The 18,114-nt window shown below is 63.1% G+C and carries 13 protein-coding genes and 1 pseudogene; 6 read left to right on the top strand and 8 right to left on the bottom strand.

Annotated elements, in window-relative coordinates:
- Positions 1-85 precede the first annotated feature (85 nt).
- The 3 genes from BOH68_RS10335 to BOH68_RS10325 form a co-directional block, all read right to left on the bottom strand.
- Positions 86-1,108, bottom strand: a complete 1,023-nt coding sequence (locus tag BOH68_RS10335) for a sugar kinase (protein ID WP_077377674.1) — start codon at positions 1,106-1,108, stop codon at positions 86-88.
- Between the two features lie 144 nt (positions 1,109-1,252).
- Entirely contained in the window at positions 1,253-2,848 is a 1,596-nt protein-coding gene (locus BOH68_RS10330) for an aldehyde dehydrogenase (NADP(+)) (RefSeq protein WP_077377587.1), read from the bottom strand.
- Between the two features lie 222 nt (positions 2,849-3,070).
- Positions 3,071-3,847, bottom strand: coding sequence for an SDR family NAD(P)-dependent oxidoreductase (locus BOH68_RS10325; RefSeq protein WP_054557138.1), 777 nt, complete (start codon positions 3,845-3,847; stop codon positions 3,071-3,073).
- 647 nt (positions 3,848-4,494) lie between these two features.
- Here BOH68_RS10325 and BOH68_RS10320 point away from each other — a divergent pair.
- From BOH68_RS10320 to BOH68_RS10305, 4 genes are all read left to right on the top strand, one after another.
- Positions 4,495-5,460, top strand: a complete 966-nt coding sequence (locus tag BOH68_RS10320; protein WP_077377584.1) for a Bug family tripartite tricarboxylate transporter substrate binding protein — start codon at positions 4,495-4,497, stop codon at positions 5,458-5,460.
- 76 nt (positions 5,461-5,536) lie between these two features.
- Complete coding sequence (locus tag BOH68_RS10315) at positions 5,537-6,007, top strand: tripartite tricarboxylate transporter TctB family protein (protein WP_077377581.1); 471 nt, start codon at positions 5,537-5,539, stop codon at positions 6,005-6,007.
- Entirely contained in the window at positions 6,007-7,527 is a 1,521-nt protein-coding gene (locus tag BOH68_RS10310; protein WP_258038306.1) for a tripartite tricarboxylate transporter permease, read from the top strand. Before BOH68_RS10315 ends, BOH68_RS10310 begins: the two co-directional genes overlap by 1 nt.
- Before the next feature lie 161 nt (positions 7,528-7,688).
- Positions 7,689-8,390, top strand: a complete 702-nt coding sequence (locus BOH68_RS10305; protein ID WP_077377578.1) for a FadR/GntR family transcriptional regulator — start codon at positions 7,689-7,691, stop codon at positions 8,388-8,390.
- Positions 8,391-8,511: 121 nt separating this feature from the next.
- Here the strand turns inward: BOH68_RS10305 and dauA are convergent, their stop codons facing one another.
- Complete coding sequence (dauA, locus tag BOH68_RS10300; RefSeq protein ID WP_077377575.1) at positions 8,512-10,284, bottom strand: C4-dicarboxylic acid transporter DauA; 1,773 nt, start codon at positions 10,282-10,284, stop codon at positions 8,512-8,514.
- Positions 10,285-10,577: 293 nt separating this feature from the next.
- Between dauA and BOH68_RS10295 the strand changes: the two genes are divergently transcribed.
- Positions 10,578-10,766, top strand: a complete 189-nt coding sequence (locus BOH68_RS10295) for a CopG family transcriptional regulator (protein ID WP_077377572.1) — start codon at positions 10,578-10,580, stop codon at positions 10,764-10,766.
- Between the two features lie 175 nt (positions 10,767-10,941).
- Here the strand turns inward: BOH68_RS10295 and BOH68_RS10290 are convergent, their stop codons facing one another.
- Together BOH68_RS10290 and BOH68_RS10285 are read right to left on the bottom strand one after the other, a co-directional pair.
- Complete coding sequence (locus BOH68_RS10290; protein ID WP_077377570.1) at positions 10,942-12,228, bottom strand: NAD(P)/FAD-dependent oxidoreductase; 1,287 nt, start codon at positions 12,226-12,228, stop codon at positions 10,942-10,944.
- A 245-nt stretch (positions 12,229-12,473) separates the two neighbouring features.
- Positions 12,474-13,901, bottom strand: a complete 1,428-nt coding sequence (locus BOH68_RS10285; RefSeq protein ID WP_077377567.1) for a sodium:solute symporter family protein — start codon at positions 13,899-13,901, stop codon at positions 12,474-12,476.
- Positions 13,902-14,107: 206 nt separating this feature from the next.
- Here BOH68_RS10285 and BOH68_RS10280 point away from each other — a divergent pair.
- Positions 14,108-14,938 (top strand): annotated as a pseudogene (locus BOH68_RS10280) (LysR family transcriptional regulator); the annotation flags it as partial.
- Positions 14,939-14,972: 34 nt separating this feature from the next.
- Here the strand turns inward: BOH68_RS10280 and BOH68_RS10275 are convergent.
- On the bottom strand, positions 14,973-15,959 hold the full coding sequence (locus tag BOH68_RS10275) for a LysR substrate-binding domain-containing protein (protein WP_077377561.1): 987 nt from the start codon (positions 15,957-15,959) through the stop codon (positions 14,973-14,975).
- 94 nt (positions 15,960-16,053) lie between these two features.
- On the bottom strand, positions 16,054-18,114 hold the full coding sequence (locus BOH68_RS10270) for a CocE/NonD family hydrolase (protein WP_077377558.1): 2,061 nt from the start codon (positions 18,112-18,114) through the stop codon (positions 16,054-16,056).

Below are 18,114 nucleotides of genomic sequence, written 5' to 3'. Positions count from 1 at the left end.
ACTGCCGTCAGGAGTGTGTCACCCTTGGTCGTGTCATCACTGGTTGTGTCACCACTGGGTGTATCACCGAAAACCGGCCGCGAACTCAGGACACGCTGACGGCATTACCCGCTTCGAGCGCCTTGAGCGTCGCGCGATCCGGCAGGCCCTCCATGTCACCCCGCACCTGAACGGCACGGCTGCCGAGCAGATTGGCGCGATGCATGGCGTCTTTCGGGGAGAGCCCTTCAAGCAGTGCGCTGACGACACCTACCGCAAAGGCGTCGCCTGCCCCCACGGTATCGACGACCTTGTCGACCCGCAGGCCCGGAACGCTGAAGGCGGCTTCCTGGCCGCCGATCATCCCGCGGTAATAGCTGCCCTCAGGGCCCAGCTTGATGATGACGGCCTTGGCACCTTGCTCGAGATAGTGGCCGGCGATGGCCTCAGGCGTCTTCTGGCCGGTCAGTCGCTCGCCTTCTGCAAGCCCCGGCAACACCCAGTCGGCGCGGCTTGCCAGCTGATTGAGGGTGTCGCGCATCTCCTGCTCGCTTGACCACAGGGTAGGGCGCAGATTGGGGTCGAAGGAAATGCTGGCACCGGACTGGCGGGCCTGTTCGAAGAGATGGAACGATAGTTCACGACAGCTGGAGGAGATGGCCGGCGGAATGCCGGTGGCATGCAGGTGGCGCAGGGCGCTGAAGTCGATGCCATCGGCGTCACTGGCATTCATGCGGCTGGCGGCGCTGCCCTGACGGAAATACTCGACATGCGGATCTTCCCCCTGGCTGGCGCGTGCCTTGAACATCAGGCCGGTAGGGGCATCGCCGTCGCGGGTCAGGTGGCGACAGTCCAGCCCGTTGTCTTCCAGGGTCTGGCGCAGATAGCGTCCGAGGCTGTCGTCGCCCACGCGGCTCAGCCAGCCGACATGAAATCCCAGCCGGGCGAGGCCGATGGCCACGTTGGTATCGGCGCCGGCGATGCGTCGCTCGTAGTGCGAGACCTGTGCAAGATCGCCCTCGCTTTCGGCGACCAGCAGCGCCATCGCTTCGCCAAAGGCGAGGATTTCCAGTGGCGAGGAAGAAGAGAAAGAGGCGGGCGTCGATGACGCGTTGGCTTGCTCAGACATCATGGCGTGTCCTGTGTAGTTGGAGCCGTTCCTTGTGCTTGTCCTGCATGACGACACGGCTGGCGAAGCCGCGCCGTCATGGAAATTGCCGTACTGCGTATTGTCGGTCAGACGTCACTCACTGTACGTCACTTGGGCAATGACTCAGAGCTGGCGCTTGCCGTCCACCAGACGCGGCAGGCCCTGGGTGCCGTCACGCAGGGTCGGGCTCAGCAGTGCCTCGGGCAGATCCTGGTAGCACACCGGGCGCAGGAAGCGTTCGATGGCCGCGCTGCCCACCGAGGTGGTGCGGCTGTCAGAGGTTGCCGGCCAGGGGCCACCGTGTACCATCGCCTGACAGACTTCGACACCCGTCGGCCAGCCATTGGCGAGAATGCGACCGGCGCGACGCTCGAGCACCGGCATCAGGGTGCGGGCGGCGTCGATATCGGCATCGTCCAGGTGCAGGGTGGCGGTCAGCTGGCCTTCCAGGTGCTCGCAGACCGCACGCATCTCGTCCAGATCGCGACAGGCGATGACCAGCGAGCTGGCACCGAAGACTTCTTCCTGCAATGCGGCTTCACTCAGGAAGTCGCTGCCGGTGGTGCGGAACAGCGCGGTCTGACACGGACTTGCGTTGTCGCCATCCAGTGCGCCGCGTGCGACTTCCTGTACCTGGGGCAGGGCGGAGAGCTTCTCCACGCCACCCCGGTAGGCGTCGTGTATGCCCGGCGTCAGCATCGTCTGGCAGGCACTGGCCGCGACATTGTCGGCGGCGGTCTTGAGGAAACGCTCCAGCGCTTCGCCTTCGAGGGCCAGCACCAGTCCCGGGTTGGTGCAGAACTGGCCGGCGCCCATGTTGAGCGAGGCGATGAAGGCCTGTCCCAGCCCTTCGGCGCGGGCTTCCAGCGCGGCCGGCATCAGCAGTACCGGGTTGATGCTGCTCATCTCGGCGTAGACCGGGATCGGCTGAGGACGTGCCTGGGCGGTCTTGAGCAGTGCGGTACCGCCACTGCGTGACCCGGTGAAGCCCACGGCCTGAATGCGCGGATCATTGACCAGTGCCTGACCCAAGGTGTTGCCGCTGCCGTAGAGCAGCGAGAAGACGCCTTCCGGCAGGTTGCAACGTGTCACGGCGCGCTGGATGGCGCCGCCGACCAGCTCGGACGTCCCCGGGTGAGCGGAGTGTGCCTTGACGATGACCGGGCAGCCAGCCGCCAGTGCCGAGGCGGTATCGCCACCGGCTACCGAGAAGGCCAGCGGGAAGTTGCTGGCCCCGAAGACGGCGACAGGGCCGAGGCCGATGCGACGCTGGCGCAGGTCGGCGCGCGGCATCGGGCTGCGTTCCGGCATGGCCGGGTCGATGCGCACATCCAGCCACTCACCGGCGCGCACGACGCCGGCGAACAGGCGCAGCTGACCGCAGGTACGGCCACGTTCCCCTTCCAGACGAGCCCGCGGCAGGCCGGTTTCCTGAAGGGCGCGCTCGGTGATCTGCTCGCCGATGGCCTCGATTTCCTCGGCGATGGCCTCGAGGAAGCCGGCGCGGGTTTCAGCATCCGTTTCCCGGAAGCTGTCAAAGGCGTCGTGTGCCAGCTGGCAGGCCAGCTCCACCTCACGGGCACCACCGGCCGGATAGCCCGGCGCCAGGCGCTCACCGCTGGCAGGATTGATGGCGTGTACCGGCTTGCCGTCGGCCAGCAGACTCTGCTGTCCGATGATCTGGTGGCCGCGCAGTGTCGTCTGATCGGAAGGTGACATAAGGCGTCTCTCTTTTCGTGGGGCGTTCTTTTCGTGGGCACAGTCCGGAATGTCCCGCCTCCATCGCCCTCATGGGGCGCGACGCGGGACAAGGGAATGCTCGTCTCGACTGACGGTGCATGGCGGGACTGTTGCGTGCCGACATGTCATGAGGCCGAGGGCGAGACATTCAGGCTGCTGGGGCGCGTCTCATGGGCGCGATGCCGTCGTGGGCGGTATGCCTCACGGGCACATCTGGCCGCCATTGATGTCGATCACCTGGCCCGTGATGTAGCCACTGGTGGCGTGGGAGGCGAGGAACAGGAAGGTCGGTGCACATTCCTCGGAGGTGCCGAAGCGGCCCATGGCGATGCTGCCGGCGATCTTGGCACGCAGCTCTTCGCTCTTGTCGGCGTGGAAGACGGTATCGATGGTGCCCGGCGACACGATGTTGAAGCGCACGTTGTCCTTGGTGAATTCCTTCACCCAGTTGCGGTGCAGGTTGTGCAACATGGCCTTGGTGCCGCCGTACAGGGAGGCGCCGAGACCACCGCCCTCGCGGCCCGCGATGGAGCCGGTGCTGATGACGCTGGCGGTGGTGCCGGAATCCTTGGCGGAGGCCTTCAGATGCGGCATGGCATATTTGGTCGTCATGATCGCGGAGCGCAGGTTCAGATCCATCACCAGGTCGAAGGCGGCATCATCCAGGCTCTCGAGTCCGGCACGCACGCCCAGGCCACCAGCGTTGTTGACGAGCACGTCCATGCCGCCGAAGGCCTTGGTGAAGTCTTCTACCAGTGCAGCGCAGCCTTCGCTGGTGGACAGGTCGCGCGCGAAATATTCAAAGCGGGCGCCTGTGGCTTCCATCTGGGCGATGGCGTCGCGAGCGGCGTCATCCTGCTGGCGGCTGTTGATGCCGACCACTGCCCCTTCACGGGCGAAGGCCACGGCGGCTGCCAGACCAATACCCTTGGTGGAGCCGGTGATGAGGACTTTCTTCTGCTTGAGATCGGTGAACATGTGGGATTCCTGACGGTGGAAAGCCGTACGCTCTTGGAGGCGGCATGGCGAATGAAAGGTGGAGGAAGTTGCGGCGAGCATTGGCTCCCTCTCGGCACGAGTCACCTTAGCCCAGGCAGACACGATCGACAAACAAATAATGACAACTGGCGAGTAGTGCTTTAGTGCAGTTCTCCGTTGGGTATCTCTGGATCACCCGCCAATGGCACCTGGCAGGACGCGGGCTGGTTTCGGGGTAGGGTAGGCGAGATTTCCTGGAATGAAGGAAAGGGTGATTTGTCGTTGATTGACAGATAAATAAGTAAAATCAATAAGTTATAAAGGTTGGTCGTGGTCGGACATGCGCAGGATACGCCGTGGATTGCGGCCATTGGATAAGGGTCTCGCTGGCCCGGTTCGGCTATCCTAGAGGTAGATCCCGTCAGACCCCTACGACAGCCAACCCTTACCTCCCTCCTGATGCTCATTTTTGGATTGGTCTAAAGTTCAAGTTGTCATAACTTGTAAAATTCGTGCATCCCGCTGACACTGATCTCAGTGCCTGGGGCAGCCAACGCCAACCTTCATGACGCTGTCCCACGCTGCAATGCTGCAACAGACATAGCCACGCAACGCCTCCATAACAAGACAACGAGAGAGTCTTCGCCATGCGTAAATTGTCACAAGTCCTCTGTGCCTCCGTGCTGACCCTGTCCGCCTCCGCGGTGATGGCAGCTGACTACCCTTACAAGCCCATCACGCTGATCGTGCCATGGTCTGCCGGTGGTGGCAGCGATGCGGTCGGCCGTCAGCTGGCGGCGGGTCTTCAGGAAGAGCTCGGTCAGCCTGTCAATGTGGTCAACAAGACCGGCGGTTCCGGGGTGGTGGGTCACATGTCCATGAAGATGGCGCGCCCCGACGGTTACACCTTGGGGCTTGGCACCGCAGAGATTGCCACCTATCAGCATATCGGCACCGCGCAGCTGTCCTATGAGGACTTCACGCCCATCGCGCTGCTGAACCTGGATTACGCCTCCTTCACGGTGAACGCCGATTCCGAGTGGAAGACCCTGGATGATGCCCTATCGGCGCTGAAGGCCAATCCGAGCGATTACACCGTCTCCGGCTCCGCGCCCGGGGCTGCCTATCATCTGTCCTTCGCCGGCTTCCTGGATCAGCAGGGCATCAATCCGAATGACGTGACACTGGTGCCCAGTGAAGGTGCCGCGCCGGGTCTGCAGGAGCTGGCAGCCGGTGGTGTGGATATCGTGTTCTCCTCGCTTCCGGAAATCGAGTCCATGCGCAAGTCCGGACGCGTCAAGGCGCTGGCGGTGCTGGCCAATGATCGTGTCGATTCCTTTGAAGACATTCCGTCCGTCAAGGAAGTCACGGGTGATGACTGGATCCAGGGCTCCTGGCGTGGCCTGGTCGGGCCCAAGGGCCTGCCGGAAGAGGTGACCGCACGCCTGTCAGAAGCCACCGAGAAGGTCTGGAAGTCCGAGCAGTTCCAGGACTTCATGTCCGGTCGCGGTTACGGCACCGTCTGGGAAGATGCCGAAGGTTTCCGTGCCTTCATGAAAGATCAGGATGAGAAGAACGCTGCCACCATCGAAAAGCTGGGTCTGGCCAACTGAACGCGCGGGTCGCCGTGAGCGTCTGCCATTCAGCGTGTTCGACCGTTTCTTCCTGAGTCTTCATGAGTAACCGCACATGCGTACCAACGACAAGGTCACGGGTGTGGTGACGGCAGCCTTCGGGGCTGCCGTCATATATGCCTCCCTCGACTTGAAGAACCTGCCGCGCCAGGAATATGGGGCCGGTACCTTTCCCACGGTCATCGGCGCACTGCTGATGCTGTTCGGGGCCATCCTGCTCGTCCGTGGGCTGCGCAATCGTGAAGTCTGGTTTGCCTGGCAGCACCCTGTGCCACTGATCACCTTCATCATGACATTGGCGGCCATCTGTACCTCCATCGTGGCCTATATCTACCTGACGCCAGTCATCGGTTTCCCGGTGGTGTCCTTCGTGCTGCTCACGTTGCTGCTCTATGCCTTCCATCATCGTCGCTGGTTGCCTGCCGGAGGTATCGCGCTGGTGGCCACGGGAGTGATCTGGGAAGTCTTCGGCCAATTGCTGCACGTTCCGCTAGAGCTGGGCCTGCTGGAAAAGGTGATCTACTGATGAGTGACTTACTGCAAGCCGCCACGATGGTGTTCACGTGGGAAGTGATGCTGATCATTCTGGCAGCCTCCCTCTTCGGGCTCTTCATGGGCGCCATCCCTGGCCTGACGGCCACCATGGCCACGGCACTGCTGGTGCCGGTCACCTTCTTCATGGAGCCGCTGCCGGCCATCGCCGCCATCGTGTCCGCGACTGCCATGGCCATCGTGGCCGGCGACATTCCCGGGGCGTTATTGAGGATTCCCGGCACACCGGCCTCGGCGGTCTATACCGAGGAAGCCTACGCGATGGGCAAGCAGGGCAAGGTCGGGCTGGCACTGGGGCTGAACGTGACCTGCTCGATGATCGGTGGGGTGATCGGGGTGCTGATCCTGGCCTTCTTCGCGCCGCGCATTGCCGAGTTCGCCATCCAGTTCACCAGTGACGAATATTTCTGGCTGGCGCTGCTGGGGCTTTCCTGCGCGATCCTCGTCTCCGGCAGTGACCCTCTCAAGGGCGGGATCTCGATGCTAGCGGGTCTGGTCATCGCGATGGTGGGCATGGACAGCGTCTCGGGTCAGATGCGTTTCACCTTCGGCAACTATGACCTGCTGGCCGGTATCTCCATTCTGCCGGTGCTGATCGGACTGTTCGCGATTTCCGAGCTGATCCGTCGCATGCCGGAAACCCGCAATACCGCGCCGCTGGTGCCGCCCGTCATCAAGCGTCCCTTCGAAGGCGTTGGCGCAGCGCTCTGGAAATACAAGGGCGGTGTCGTTCGCGGCGGTGCCCTGGGGACCGTGATCGGGGCCTTGCCGGGCGCCGGTGCCGATATCGCGTCCTGGATCAGCTACGCCGTGAGTCGCAAGCTCTCCAGGACTCCGGAGAAGTTTGGCAAGGGGCATCCAGAAGGCCTGGTCTCGGCCAGTTCCGCCAACAATGCCTCGTTGTCCGGGGCCTATATTCCGGCACTGGTCTTCGGGATTCCGGGGGATACGGTCACGGCGATCATCATCGGCGTCCTGATGACCAAGGGCATCACGCCGGGTCCTGACGTCTTCGTCGACCAGGCACCGTTGGTCAATGCCATCTTCATGGTCTTCGTGCTGGCCAATCTGCTGCTGTTGCCGCTGGGCTTCATGGCGATCCGTGGGGCGCGACACATCCTGTCGATTCCCACCGGTATCCTGTTCCCGCTGATCCTGATGTTCTGCATCGTCGGGGCGTTCGCAGCCAACAATGCGATGTTCGATATCTGGATCATGCTTGGTATCGGGCTGGTGGGCTTCTTCATGGCCGAGAACGACTTCCCGGTCGGGCCGATGATTCTGGCGGTGATTCTGGGGCCGATCGTCGAGAGCAACTTCATGCGCTCGATTCTCAAGTCCAATGGGGATCTGACGGCCTTCGTGGATCGTCCCATCGCCATGGTGCTGGCGATTGCCGCAGTGGCGGTCTGGACCATGATCATCGTGAACGGGGTGAAAGCAGGGCGTCGAGTACCGCAGACACCGGCATCGGAACTCCCTCAGGATGCCTGAGTGAGATGACGCGTCGGACCGAGAGGGACCTGCGGGGGAGCACCCATTGAGGGAGCTGCCCCGTAGCCTTTCCTCATGCGGCAGGGTTTCCGGTAGAATCGCACACCATCTGACATGCCTGAAGGTGGACCAAGAGTGATGAGAAAGGGCGACATGACACGATGAGTGACGCAGCCAAGCATTCACTGTCGTTGGTGGTCTACGAGAAGATACTCGCCGCCATCATCAGCGGTGACTATCCCGTCAACAAGAAGCTGCCGACCGAGGCGCGCCTCTGCGAGCTGTATGAGGTATCCCGTCCGGTACTGCGGGATGCCTTGGCGCGTCTGCGCGAGGACAATCTCGTCGTGTCGCGGCGAGGGTCTGGCAGTTTCGTCATCAATCGGCCTGACAGTGCCGTGCTCGAGTTCGCACGGATCTCAAGCATCGCCGACATACAACGCTGCTTCGAGTTTCGCACTAATGTCGAGGCCAGTGCGGCGGGCCTCGCCGCGCAGCGGCGCACGCCAGAGCAGCTGGAGCACATACGTCAGCGTTTCGAGGCCATCAATCAGGCCAACCTCAATCATGATCGCGCCTCCGAGGAAGACTTCGAGTTCCACCTCGCGATTACCGAAGCCGCCAGCAATCACTACTACGCCACCGTGCTGCGTTCGCTGAATCAGAGCATCAAGGAAGGCATGAATCTGACGCGCGGTCTGTCACTGCGTGCCTCCGAAGAGCGCCTGCGGATCGTCCAGGATGAGCATCAGGCGATCATCGATGCGATCGCCGGCAAGGATTCCCCCGCCGCGGAAAGCGCCATGCGAGCCCATCTCGAGGGGGCGCGTCGGCGCATGTTCGAGGGGGTGCACACGCCCTAGCTTCACAGGGTGCGGGCGCTCCACCTGCCATTTCAGCTCCACGACAATGCCTCTGATCATTCCCGGTCAGAGGCATTGTCGTCTCTGGAGAGCAATGCTGACCCCGTGATGGCTGCGCTCGTCACTTGTCTGCCAGCCAGCGCCGTGCGACCGCGAAGGCGCGCGGCAGGTTGCGGCACCAGGTCAGTTCTCCCGTGCGCTTGCGAATGCCGGCCCGGCGCAGCTTGACGATCAGATGGCTGGGGAGCCCCGACAGGACCAGCGCCACGTGCTGGTGGCGCATGTCATCGATCAGGGATTTCAGGGCCACGATGGCCGTACCATCCATGCTCGGTACATCGCTCATGTCGAGAATCACGACCCGGACCCTATCATCGACCAGGCGCAGTGAGGTCAGCGCCTTCTCGGCCACGCCGAAGAACAGGGGGCCATCGATATCGTAGAGCGCGATGGCGCTGCTGTCGCTTCCCTCGCATGGTGTCTGGCGAAGCGCCTCGCCCTGTGGCGTGTCGGTGATCTGGCGGGTCTGCGTCAGCTGCATCATGCGGCGTATGAACAACGCCGCCGCCAGACCGACGCCGACTGCCACCGCCAGCACCATGTTGAACAGCACGGTGAGGCCGAAGCAGATCAACAGGATCGCCACATCGCCTCCCGGGGCGGAACGCAGGCTATGCACGAAGTGGCGAGCCTCACTCATGTTCCAGGCGACGATGAACAGCAGTGCCGCCAATGTCGCCATCGGCACCTTGCCCAGCAGATCCGCCAGTGCGATCACCGCAAGCAGTACCACCGCGGAATGCACCACTGCCGCCAGTGGTGAACGGGCTCCGCAGCGAATGTTGGTGGCGGTGCGTGCGATGGCGGCAGTGGCCGTGATGCCCGCGAACAACGGCGCTATCAGATTGCCCAGGCCCTGGCCGATCAACTCCGCATCCGGGTCATGGCGCGTTCGCGTCAGTCCATCGGATACCACCGAGCACAGCAGGGATTCGATCGCCCCCAGCATGGCAATGGCGATGGCGGGCCCCATCAGTGCACGGATCAGCTCGAAATCCAGTGTCAGCGGCTGGCCATCCGCGCCGGGCAGCTGCCAGGGAGCCACCAGCGTTGGGGCGATGGGCGGAATGCCCGTGCCGCTGCTGTCCGCCGCTTCCCAGCTGAAGCGGGAGGCGATGGTTTCCACCAGCGGGCCCTGAGTGTCGCCGCCGATGGCGAGTTCGAGAGTATGGGCCGCCAGTGCGCCGACGACCAAGCCGACCAGTGGTGCGGGGATGGGCAGGTGCAGGCGTGGCCACAGCAGCATGACGGCCAGTGAAAAGACCCCGATGGAGAGTTCATGAGGATTCAGCGTCGGTAGGGCGGCCAGAATATGCCCGACATTCTCGACGAAGTGCTCGCTGAGCTGGCCGACACTCAGACCCAGAAAGTCAGGCACCTGCAGGACGGCGATCACCACGGCGATGCCGGCGGTAAAACCGAGCACGACCGGATAGGGCACGAACTGGATCAGCCGTCCCATGTGAGTCAGCCCCAGTAGTATCAGAATCGCCCCCGCCATCATGGTGGCAATCAACAGGCCGCCGAGTCCGTACTGCTGAACGATGGGAAACAGGATCACCACGAAGGCCGCAGTGGGCCCGGAGACGTTGACGCGTGAGCCGCCCGTCATGGCGATGATTGCCCCCGCGACGATGGCCGTGTAGAGGCCATGCTGTGGCGCGATCCCGGCCGCGATGGCCAGTGCCATGGACAGCGGCACTGCCACGGTGCCGATGGTCAACCCGGCCAAGATGTCCTGACGCAGATCGGTGAGGCCGTAGCCTGAGTGCCATGCACTGCGCAGGCCGGTGGCAATCGGGGGCAGGCGCATGGGAGAGCGCTTGGAGGTCATCGGGACGGGTCCTCGCGGAGGGGATCTCGACGCTGAACCTGGTGCTGGCCGTTTCAGGGCATGGCGTGGCATGTCCGAACATGTCACTGCGCCAGGCGACAGCAGGCCAGCCGTCTGTGACGGACTGCCCTGTCATGATCATATGCTAATCACATGATAAAAACATTAACATGTAATTGGCATGATCGTCATTCGCTTACCCGGAGGTTCGACGCGGGTTCACAAGGATTGGCTTGTCGGTATCGGCGTCCCGGCATTACCATCTGATGTTAATGATTTCGGGAGAGCTGAAGATGGAAAAGAAGACCGCACGCCTGACCCTGATGATTGACCCGCACAAGAAGCAGGCCTTCGAGCAGCTGTGTGCCTCGCAGGATCAGACGCCGTCTCAGGTCGTCCGTCAGTTGATCCGCGAGTATCTGCAGGCGCATGGCGTCGAGTACGCGTCCCAGCCTGTGCGTCCACAACCACCATCTTCCTGAAAGAACGGGTGTGAAGGGCCTTCTGGCAAGCCGTGACTTGGTCTTCGCTGAAGTGGCCTGCGCTGACAAGCTCTGCGCTGACGCTAGAGACAAGAAGCCCCTGACAGGTTCGCCTGTCAGGGGCTTTCACGTTCATGGGCCAGGCCATTCACCCAGCTCTCTCAGATAGGCGAGATCATTGGCAGAACCTGACCGGTGACAGGCTATGCGTGTACTCCGGCAGGGGCTCGCCTGCCACCATCCGGGCCACTAGGTCGCCCGTCTCGGCTGAGAGTGTCAGGCCCAGATGGCCGTGCCCGTAGGCGAGCAGCAGGCCGGGGCATCCAGGCATTTCTCCCACTACTGGCAGGCCATCGGGGGTGGAGTGGCGCACGCCCACCCAGTGGCGGGCGACGTCGAGCGGCTGACCGAAGAGTGTCTCACCCCATTGCTTGAGGGCTTGCCAGCGCTGCGGGGAGGCGGGCCGCGATGGCGCGCAGAACTCGGTGGTGCCCGCCAGGCGAATGCCTGCGGCCATGGGCGAGGCGTAGAAGTGGTGCGCCAGCCAGCCCACCGGGCGTGAGAGTGGCAGCGAGGTGGCGAGTTCGATGTGATAGCCGCGCTCGCTGACCACCGGCAGTCGCTTGCCGAGCCCTGCCAGCAGCGTATTGCTCGCGATACCGGCGCAGATCACCACATGCGAGACCTCCTGCGAGGTGGTGGCGGTATCGATGCGCCAGCCACCACTGGAAAGCGGTGTGAGGGCAACGACCTGCTGCGCCGTCCATTCAAGACCGCCTTCTTCGAGCTGGGCGAAGAGCTGGCGGCTGAGTGACAGCGGGCTGGTGAGATGGCGGGTATCAGGGTAGTAGAGGCCGCCTGCCAGTCCCTTCGAGTTGAGCGACGGTTCCAAATCCCGCAGCTGGTTTGCGCCCAGTGCCTGACATTCGACTCCGTCGTGACGTTTCGCCTGGGCCATCTTCTCAAGCGATGCCGGGGTGATGGCGGTGTCGCGCTGGATCTGCAGGCAACCTGTCTGGCTGGCCAGTGCAGTGGGCGTTTTGGTCTGCAGGTCATCGATCAGGGCATGCTGTCGTTCGACGGCATTGGCCAGCAGGGCGATCAGGTCCGCCTTGTGGCGCTGGAAATTGGAGGGCGTTGCCGCCTTGAGGAAACGCCAGCCGAAGTCCACGAGGGCAGGCGTGTGGCGCAGGGCGATGGCAAGGGAGGGCTGCCTGCTCAGCAGGTGACCCGGCAGCTGACGCAGGGTATCGCCGCTGGCCATCGGTGAGGTGGCGTAGTTGGCGATGAGGCCGGCATTGCCGAAGGAGGTGCCTTCGCCGATGGGATTCGGGTCATACAGTCGAACGTGATAGCCACGTGCCTGCAAGGCGCGGCAGGTCGCCAGACCGATGATGCCGGCGCCAATGACGGCAATGCTGGCGTGACTCGCCGCTTCGGCGGCGGAGGATTGCGGGGTCATCGCGCGTACTCTCTTTGCCGGTCATGCCGGGCGGATTGCCCGACATGATCGGCGTGGTGAAGACGATGGCAGGGCCGTGTCAGGGCCATAACAGGGCCTGAAAAACTCATGGTCGAGCGGCGCAGGCCCTGCCGATGGCTCAGTTGTCGCGGTAGAACTTCCAGGAGGCGATGGCGATGCCCACGGCGGTGAGGATGCTCAGCAGGCAGATCACATACAGGGTCAGTCCGAACATGGTCAGGTCCTCAGGAGTGGGTGGGCTGGGTCGGGGCATTATTGCCGTTGTGGTCCGGCGCCGCGTTCAAGAACTGATAGACGAGGGTGAAGACCACGATATTGGCGATGACGCCGGCGATCAGCGGTGTGATGCCGCTTAATGCCTCAAGCTCCAGGCCGCTCCACTTCCAGACGCTGGTGGCCAGTGCCCCGGCGAGCATCGCGGCGATGCCGGCACGCTTGCAGCGAATCTTGAACAGCACGGCGAAGATGAACGGCAGCAGGATGGTCGGTGCCCACAGCGCGTAGCTCAGCAGCAGCGCATCGATGATCGAGGTGGCGTAAAGCGCGAAGACGATGGCGCCCAGCCCGATGGCCAGATTGACGCCGCGCTCGATCCACAATTGCTGCTTGCCGGACATGGCAGGATTGATGAAGGGCTTGTAGATATCGGTCACGAAGATGACCGCTGCCGAGTTCAGGTAGGAATCCGCCGTCGACATCACCACGGCCAGCAGTGAGGCGAGCACCAGACCGGTCAGGCCCAGCGGCAGGGCGTCACGAATCAGTTCCGGCATCGCCTGATCCGGCGAGATCTGCGGATAGAGCACCAGCGCGATCAGGCCGATGGTGGAGCTGACGGCATAGAACAGCAGACCGAAGCCGCCGGCCAGCGAGTAGCCGATCTTGGCATGACGGGAATCCGGTGCCGACAGGGCGCGCTGGGTGTAGGGCGGGACGAGGGTCTCGCCGAGCAGGAAGGCGATGAAGATGCTGATGAACATCAGCGGCGTGTAATCGCCCATGAGGCTGAAGTGCTCGGTGGGCAGCGCGGCGATCAGGGCATCTGGGCCACCGATCTTGTCGAGTCCGACGATCATGGTGATGGGCAGGAAGACCGCGAGCATCACGAACTGCACCACGTCGGTCTGGATCACGGCCCACATGCCGCCGGCCGTGGAGTACACCAGTACTACCGCCATGCCGATCAGGATGCCCGTGCTGATCTCGATGCCCAGGATGGCATTGAAGACGGTGCCGATGGCCAGCGCCTGAGCGCCGAGGATGCCGACGCAGAAGATCAGCGAGAAGATGCCGGTTAGCAGGCGGGCGCTGCGACCATAGTGATGCGCCATGATGTCACCGACCGTCTGGGCGCCCGCATAGCGCTTGAGGCGCGGTGCGATGTAGAGGCCTGCGATGATGGTGGCGATGGGGAAGGCGGAGGCCGCGAACATGAAGGCGTAGCCCTCATCGAAGGCCTTGCCGGCGCGGCCCATCGAGGCGCCCCCGCCGAGGAAGGAAGCGGCGAGCGTGGCGAACAGCACCGGCCAGATGATCTTGTTGCCGGCGACGGCGAAGTCGGCACTGCTGGACGTTTTCTTGGCACTGCGGTAGCCGATGTAGAGCAATATCGCGAAATACAGCAATAGCCCCATGAGGTCGATCATATGCATTGTCTGTGGCCCTTTGTTGTTGGTTATGAGGGTCTAGTCAGCTTCCTCCCACAGGGGGTATAAACACAACTAAAGGAGATCTATTAAGTCATAAGAATAATTTAGGGTCTGCCCGAGGGAGACTAGTCTCGAGACTCCAGACATGAGTGCCCCACCGCGAGAGCTCTGCCATCAGAGCCCTGCCATGAGATGAGAGCCCAGCCGTCATGAAACTCAGACACAACTTGCGTCAATTGCAGATCTTTCAGGAAGTGGTACGCACGGGTAGTCTCTCCCAGGCAGCGCGTCGTCTGGCCATCACTCAGCCTGCCGTGAGCACGGCGATCACCAATCTGGAAAGTGAAGTCGGCTTTCTGCTCTTTCGGCGAAACCACTATGGCACCCAGTTGACGCCGGAAGCCGTCCATCTGGCCGAAGGGGTCGACAAGGTGCTGGCCTCGGTGGGCCACCTTGATGAGTTGACCGATGGTCTGCGTGACGGCCATGCCGGCAAGCTCACCGTGGCCTCGATGCCGGGGTTGTCTCCCACTGTGATGCCCCGAGTGATGGCGCGCTATCTCGTCGACTTCCCTGACAGCCGCCTGTCGTTGCAGACGTTCAGCTCGCGCAAGATCGCCGAGTGGGTCGCTGAGGGCCAGTTCGATCTCGGCGTGATCGAGTCGGATGCCGCCATCGAGGAACTGGTGCTCGAGGAGTACCGGCTGTGCATGGCGCTTGCGGTTCCCGAAGGCAATCCTCTCGCCGAGAAGGCGTCACTGAGCCCTGCGGACCTGGCCGGGGAAACCATCATCACGCTGGACCAGCATCACCAGAGCACTCTGAAACTTGCGCGTGCCTTCCAACATGCCGGCATGACACTGCAGGCGAGCATCGAGACCCATCTGTTTCCCTCGGTCGCGATGCTTGTCAACGAAGGGCTGGGGATCGCCCTGATCGATCCGGTCACGGCGGAGGCGATGCTGGCGCGCCGTGATTGCCATCTTCGCATCGTGCCCTTCACACCGACCATCAATCTGGACGTCGCGCTGGTCACCTCGCGCTTTCATCCCGTCTCGCGTCAGGGGCAGCGCTTCATGCCCTATCTGACGGCGGAGCTGGCGGCCTGGCAGCAGCGCTCTCATCGTCTTCATGGCCTGCCTCTTGAGGCGGGCGCTGCCCCAGCAACCAGCGGGAAAAGCGCTGTGCGGCCTGACTCATGTGGCGATGCTGAGGGGTGAGCAGCGAGAAGGTGCCGATACTGGTCAAGGCATGTGGCAATGCCTTGACCAGCCGGCCTGCAGCAATGTCCTCACCGAGCAGGCGCGACCAGCACAGGATGACCCCCTGTCCGGCGAAGGCGGCATGGATCAGCAGCTGATAGCTGTTGGCACGCAGACTGTGGGCGGGTGACTGCCAGTCGAGGCCTAGCGATTGATACCAGTGCTGCCAGGTCAGCCAGTCCTTGAAGAAGTCCTCGACTACCAGCAGGGTGTGGTTGGCGAGCATGTCCTCGGCGTCGTGAATGGGGCCGTAGCGCTCGAGATAGGCGGGGCTGCAGACGGCAATGACATCTTCCTCATGGAAGATGGCCTCTGCACTCAGGCCGGGCGGGTCGATCTCGTTGCTGAGGTGGTAGTAGATGCCGAGATCGAATTCGGCGAGGTCCAGGCGGTAGGGGTCTTCCACCGTCAGGATACGCAGTTCGATGTCGGGGTGGGCGTCGCGAAAGTCGGTCAGCCTGCGGGCAAGCCAGGTGGAGGCGACGGTCGGGCTGGTGGCGAGGGTGAGCTGGCGCTCATTGCCACGGCGGCGCTGGCGAGTGGTTTCATCGGCGAGATCGCGCAGCACGCGTCGAATCACGCGGTAATAGTCTTCCCCGGCGGGAGTGGGGCGCAGGCCCTCGGGATCTCGCTCGAACAGCGGACGGCCGAGGTCATCCTCCAGGCGCTTGATCTGTCGGCTGATGGCACTCTGGGTCAGGTTGAGCTCGCGTCCGGCCTGCGTGAAGCTGCCGTGGCGGGCAGCGGCTTCAAAGGCGCGCAGACATTGCAGCGGAGGGAGGGCATCACGGGCCGGCATGCGAGTCCTTGGAGCAGAGCGTGGAATGGCTCGGCCAAGGATAGCATGACGACCCGTGAGGCTCGTGGTGCATTCAGCTCATGCGGCAGCCCGCTCAGACAGAGGTGCGTGGCACCGTGCGTTGCCAGTCACGACGATGGACTTCCTTGTCGTCTTCCCAGGCGATCTGCTCGGCTTCGAGATAGAAGTTCTCGGCGTCGCAGCGCATGCGGTAGTGACTCTCGACACGGATGTCGAACTGGCCCGGGGTGGTCTCGCCCAGGGCACTGTCACGCCCGTGCTGATCGCGTCCGGCGCGGTAATGCCAGACGATCTCGGCACGCGTACGATCGGCATCTTCCGGATGCGTGGTATAGCGCTCGGTGCAGCGATGCTCGACACGCATGCCGGTATCCTCGAAGGTCATCGCCCCCAGGTCATCCGCGACGATGGTGGTGATTTCTCCGGTCGCCACGTCCTCGACCACGCTGCGGCTGGGCTTGGCCTCGCGCTGCTCGCTGATGTTGGCCGGTGGCGCGGATTCCGGTGCCTCGAAGGGGTTGGCCACGGCCTCGCCGGTGAAGACCGGCAGCTCGAGTGATTGCAGGCCCGGCTGCAGGGTCAGTGCCGCACGTCTGGCCGCCGGCCACACCATCGGGAAGTTGGCGGTCGCGAGGGCCACGCGCAGACGGTGGCCGGCCGGAATCCGGTAGCCCGCCATGTCCAGTTCAAGCTCCACCTCGATGGGCTCGCCCGGTACCACTGTCTGCGGAGTGTCATGATCACGCAGGTTGAGGTTGAGCACGCCGTAGGTGATGCGTGCGACCTGACCATCCGGCTGCACGTCACTCAGGCGCACTGCCAATTGGCCGCAGGTCTGGTCACTGGCCAATGTCAACGTGACCTTGGGTTTGCCGAGGATATCCAGCGGCGCGTCGAGCGGTTCACTGTCAAAGCACACGGCCAGCGCATCATCGAGACGCTGGTCAGCCGGCAGGTCAGGCCCGAACCAGATGGCGCAATACTCGCCCTGATGACGGCCAGCAGTGAGCGGGGAATCCACCACGACTGGCCTGGCCAGCGCCTGCTGGCCCTGGCGTGCATTGTCGCTCAGGCCTGACTCGCTCAGAGACATCTGGTGCATCTCGACATCGCTGGCGGGCCAGCCATCCGTCTGTACCCAACGTCCCGGACGCTCGGCATACATCGTCTTCGGCGGCAGGGAGTCCTGCAGGTAGAAGGTGGCGGACGGCTCGTCCATCACGCCGTTTTCCTCACCCTTCAGCCAGTGGTCCCACCAGCGCAGCGCTTCCTGCAGGAAGCCGATGGCCGGATTGGGTACCGCGAAGTGCGGATACTTGTGAATCCACGGGCCGATCAGCGCCTTGCGCGGGCAGCTCAGGTTTTCCATCATCCGCCCGACGGTGTTCTTGTAGGCATCGCCCCAGCCACCGATGGTATAGACCGCCGCTTCGATATCGGCGTAATCAGTATTGATGGAACCCTGCTTCCAGTAGTCGTCGCGGTGCTGATGCGACAGCCAGGTCTCGGCCAGCAGCGGCATCTCGTCGAGACGTTCCTTCCACATAACGCGCCACTTGTCACCGACCAGGCGCGGATCCGGCGGGGCCGCGGAGAAGCTGAGCATGGTGGCAGCCCAGGCCAGGTTCTCGTTGAGAAGACACCCGCCCTTGTAGTGGATGTCATCCGTGTAGCGATCATCGGTGGAGCAGAGGGTGATGATGGCCTTGAGCGGTTCCGGCTTGTGTGCCGCCAGCTGCAGCGAATTGAAGCCGCCCCAAGAGATACCCATCATGCCGAGCTTGCCGGTACACCACGGCTGATTGGCGATCCAGTCGATCACCTCCAGCGCATCGGACTGCTCCAGCGGCAGATATTCATCTTCCATCAGTCCATCAGACTCGCCGTTGCCGCGCATGTCGACGCGTACTGAGGCATAGCCGTGGCCAGCGAAGTACGGGTGGGTGAGGGCATCGCGCGGTGCGGTACCGTCGTTCTTGCGGTACGGCAGATATTCCAGGATGGCAGGCACCGGCGCCTGTTCCGTGCTCTCCGGCAGCCAGATGCGCGCGGCCAGCTGGGTGCCATCGGAGAGCGGAATCAGCGTGTGTTCGATTTCACGGACGGGATACGGGAAGTCGGTCTTGACCTGCAT

This window comes from Cobetia sp. MM1IDA2H-1 (assembly GCF_002916775.2).
Lineage (GTDB): Bacteria > Pseudomonadota > Gammaproteobacteria > Pseudomonadales > Halomonadaceae > Cobetia > Cobetia marina.
Note: the sequence above shows the minus strand (reverse complement) of the source record. Positions and strands in the feature narration are given on the sequence as shown.

Excerpts from the sequence above, each read along its gene's own strand:
- BOH68_RS10335 (WP_077377674.1), bottom strand. The coding sequence starts at position 1,108 with ATGTCTGAGCAAGCCAACGCGTCATCGACGCCCGCCTCTTTCTCTTCT.
- BOH68_RS10330 (WP_077377587.1), bottom strand. The coding sequence starts at position 2,848 with ATGTCACCTTCCGATCAGACGACACTGCGCGGCCACCAGATCATCGGA.
- BOH68_RS10325 (WP_054557138.1), bottom strand. The coding sequence starts at position 3,847 with ATGTTCACCGATCTCAAGCAGAAGAAAGTCCTCATCACCGGCTCCACC.
- BOH68_RS10320 (WP_077377584.1), top strand. The coding sequence starts at position 4,495 with ATGCGTAAATTGTCACAAGTCCTCTGTGCCTCCGTGCTGACCCTGTCC.
- BOH68_RS10315 (WP_077377581.1), top strand. The coding sequence starts at position 5,537 with ATGCGTACCAACGACAAGGTCACGGGTGTGGTGACGGCAGCCTTCGGG.
- BOH68_RS10310 (WP_258038306.1), top strand. The coding sequence starts at position 6,007 with ATGAGTGACTTACTGCAAGCCGCCACGATGGTGTTCACGTGGGAAGTG.
- BOH68_RS10305 (WP_077377578.1), top strand. The coding sequence starts at position 7,689 with ATGAGTGACGCAGCCAAGCATTCACTGTCGTTGGTGGTCTACGAGAAG.
- dauA (WP_077377575.1), bottom strand. The coding sequence starts at position 10,284 with ATGACCTCCAAGCGCTCTCCCATGCGCCTGCCCCCGATTGCCACCGGC.
- BOH68_RS10295 (WP_077377572.1), top strand. The coding sequence starts at position 10,578 with ATGGAAAAGAAGACCGCACGCCTGACCCTGATGATTGACCCGCACAAG.
- BOH68_RS10290 (WP_077377570.1), bottom strand. The coding sequence starts at position 12,228 with ATGACCCCGCAATCCTCCGCCGCCGAAGCGGCGAGTCACGCCAGCATT.
- BOH68_RS10285 (WP_077377567.1), bottom strand. The coding sequence starts at position 13,901 with ATGCATATGATCGACCTCATGGGGCTATTGCTGTATTTCGCGATATTG.
- BOH68_RS10275 (WP_077377561.1), bottom strand. The coding sequence starts at position 15,959 with ATGCCGGCCCGTGATGCCCTCCCTCCGCTGCAATGTCTGCGCGCCTTT.
- BOH68_RS10270 (WP_077377558.1), bottom strand. The coding sequence starts at position 18,114 with ATGCAGGTCAAGACCGACTTCCCGTATCCCGTCCGTGAAATCGAACAC.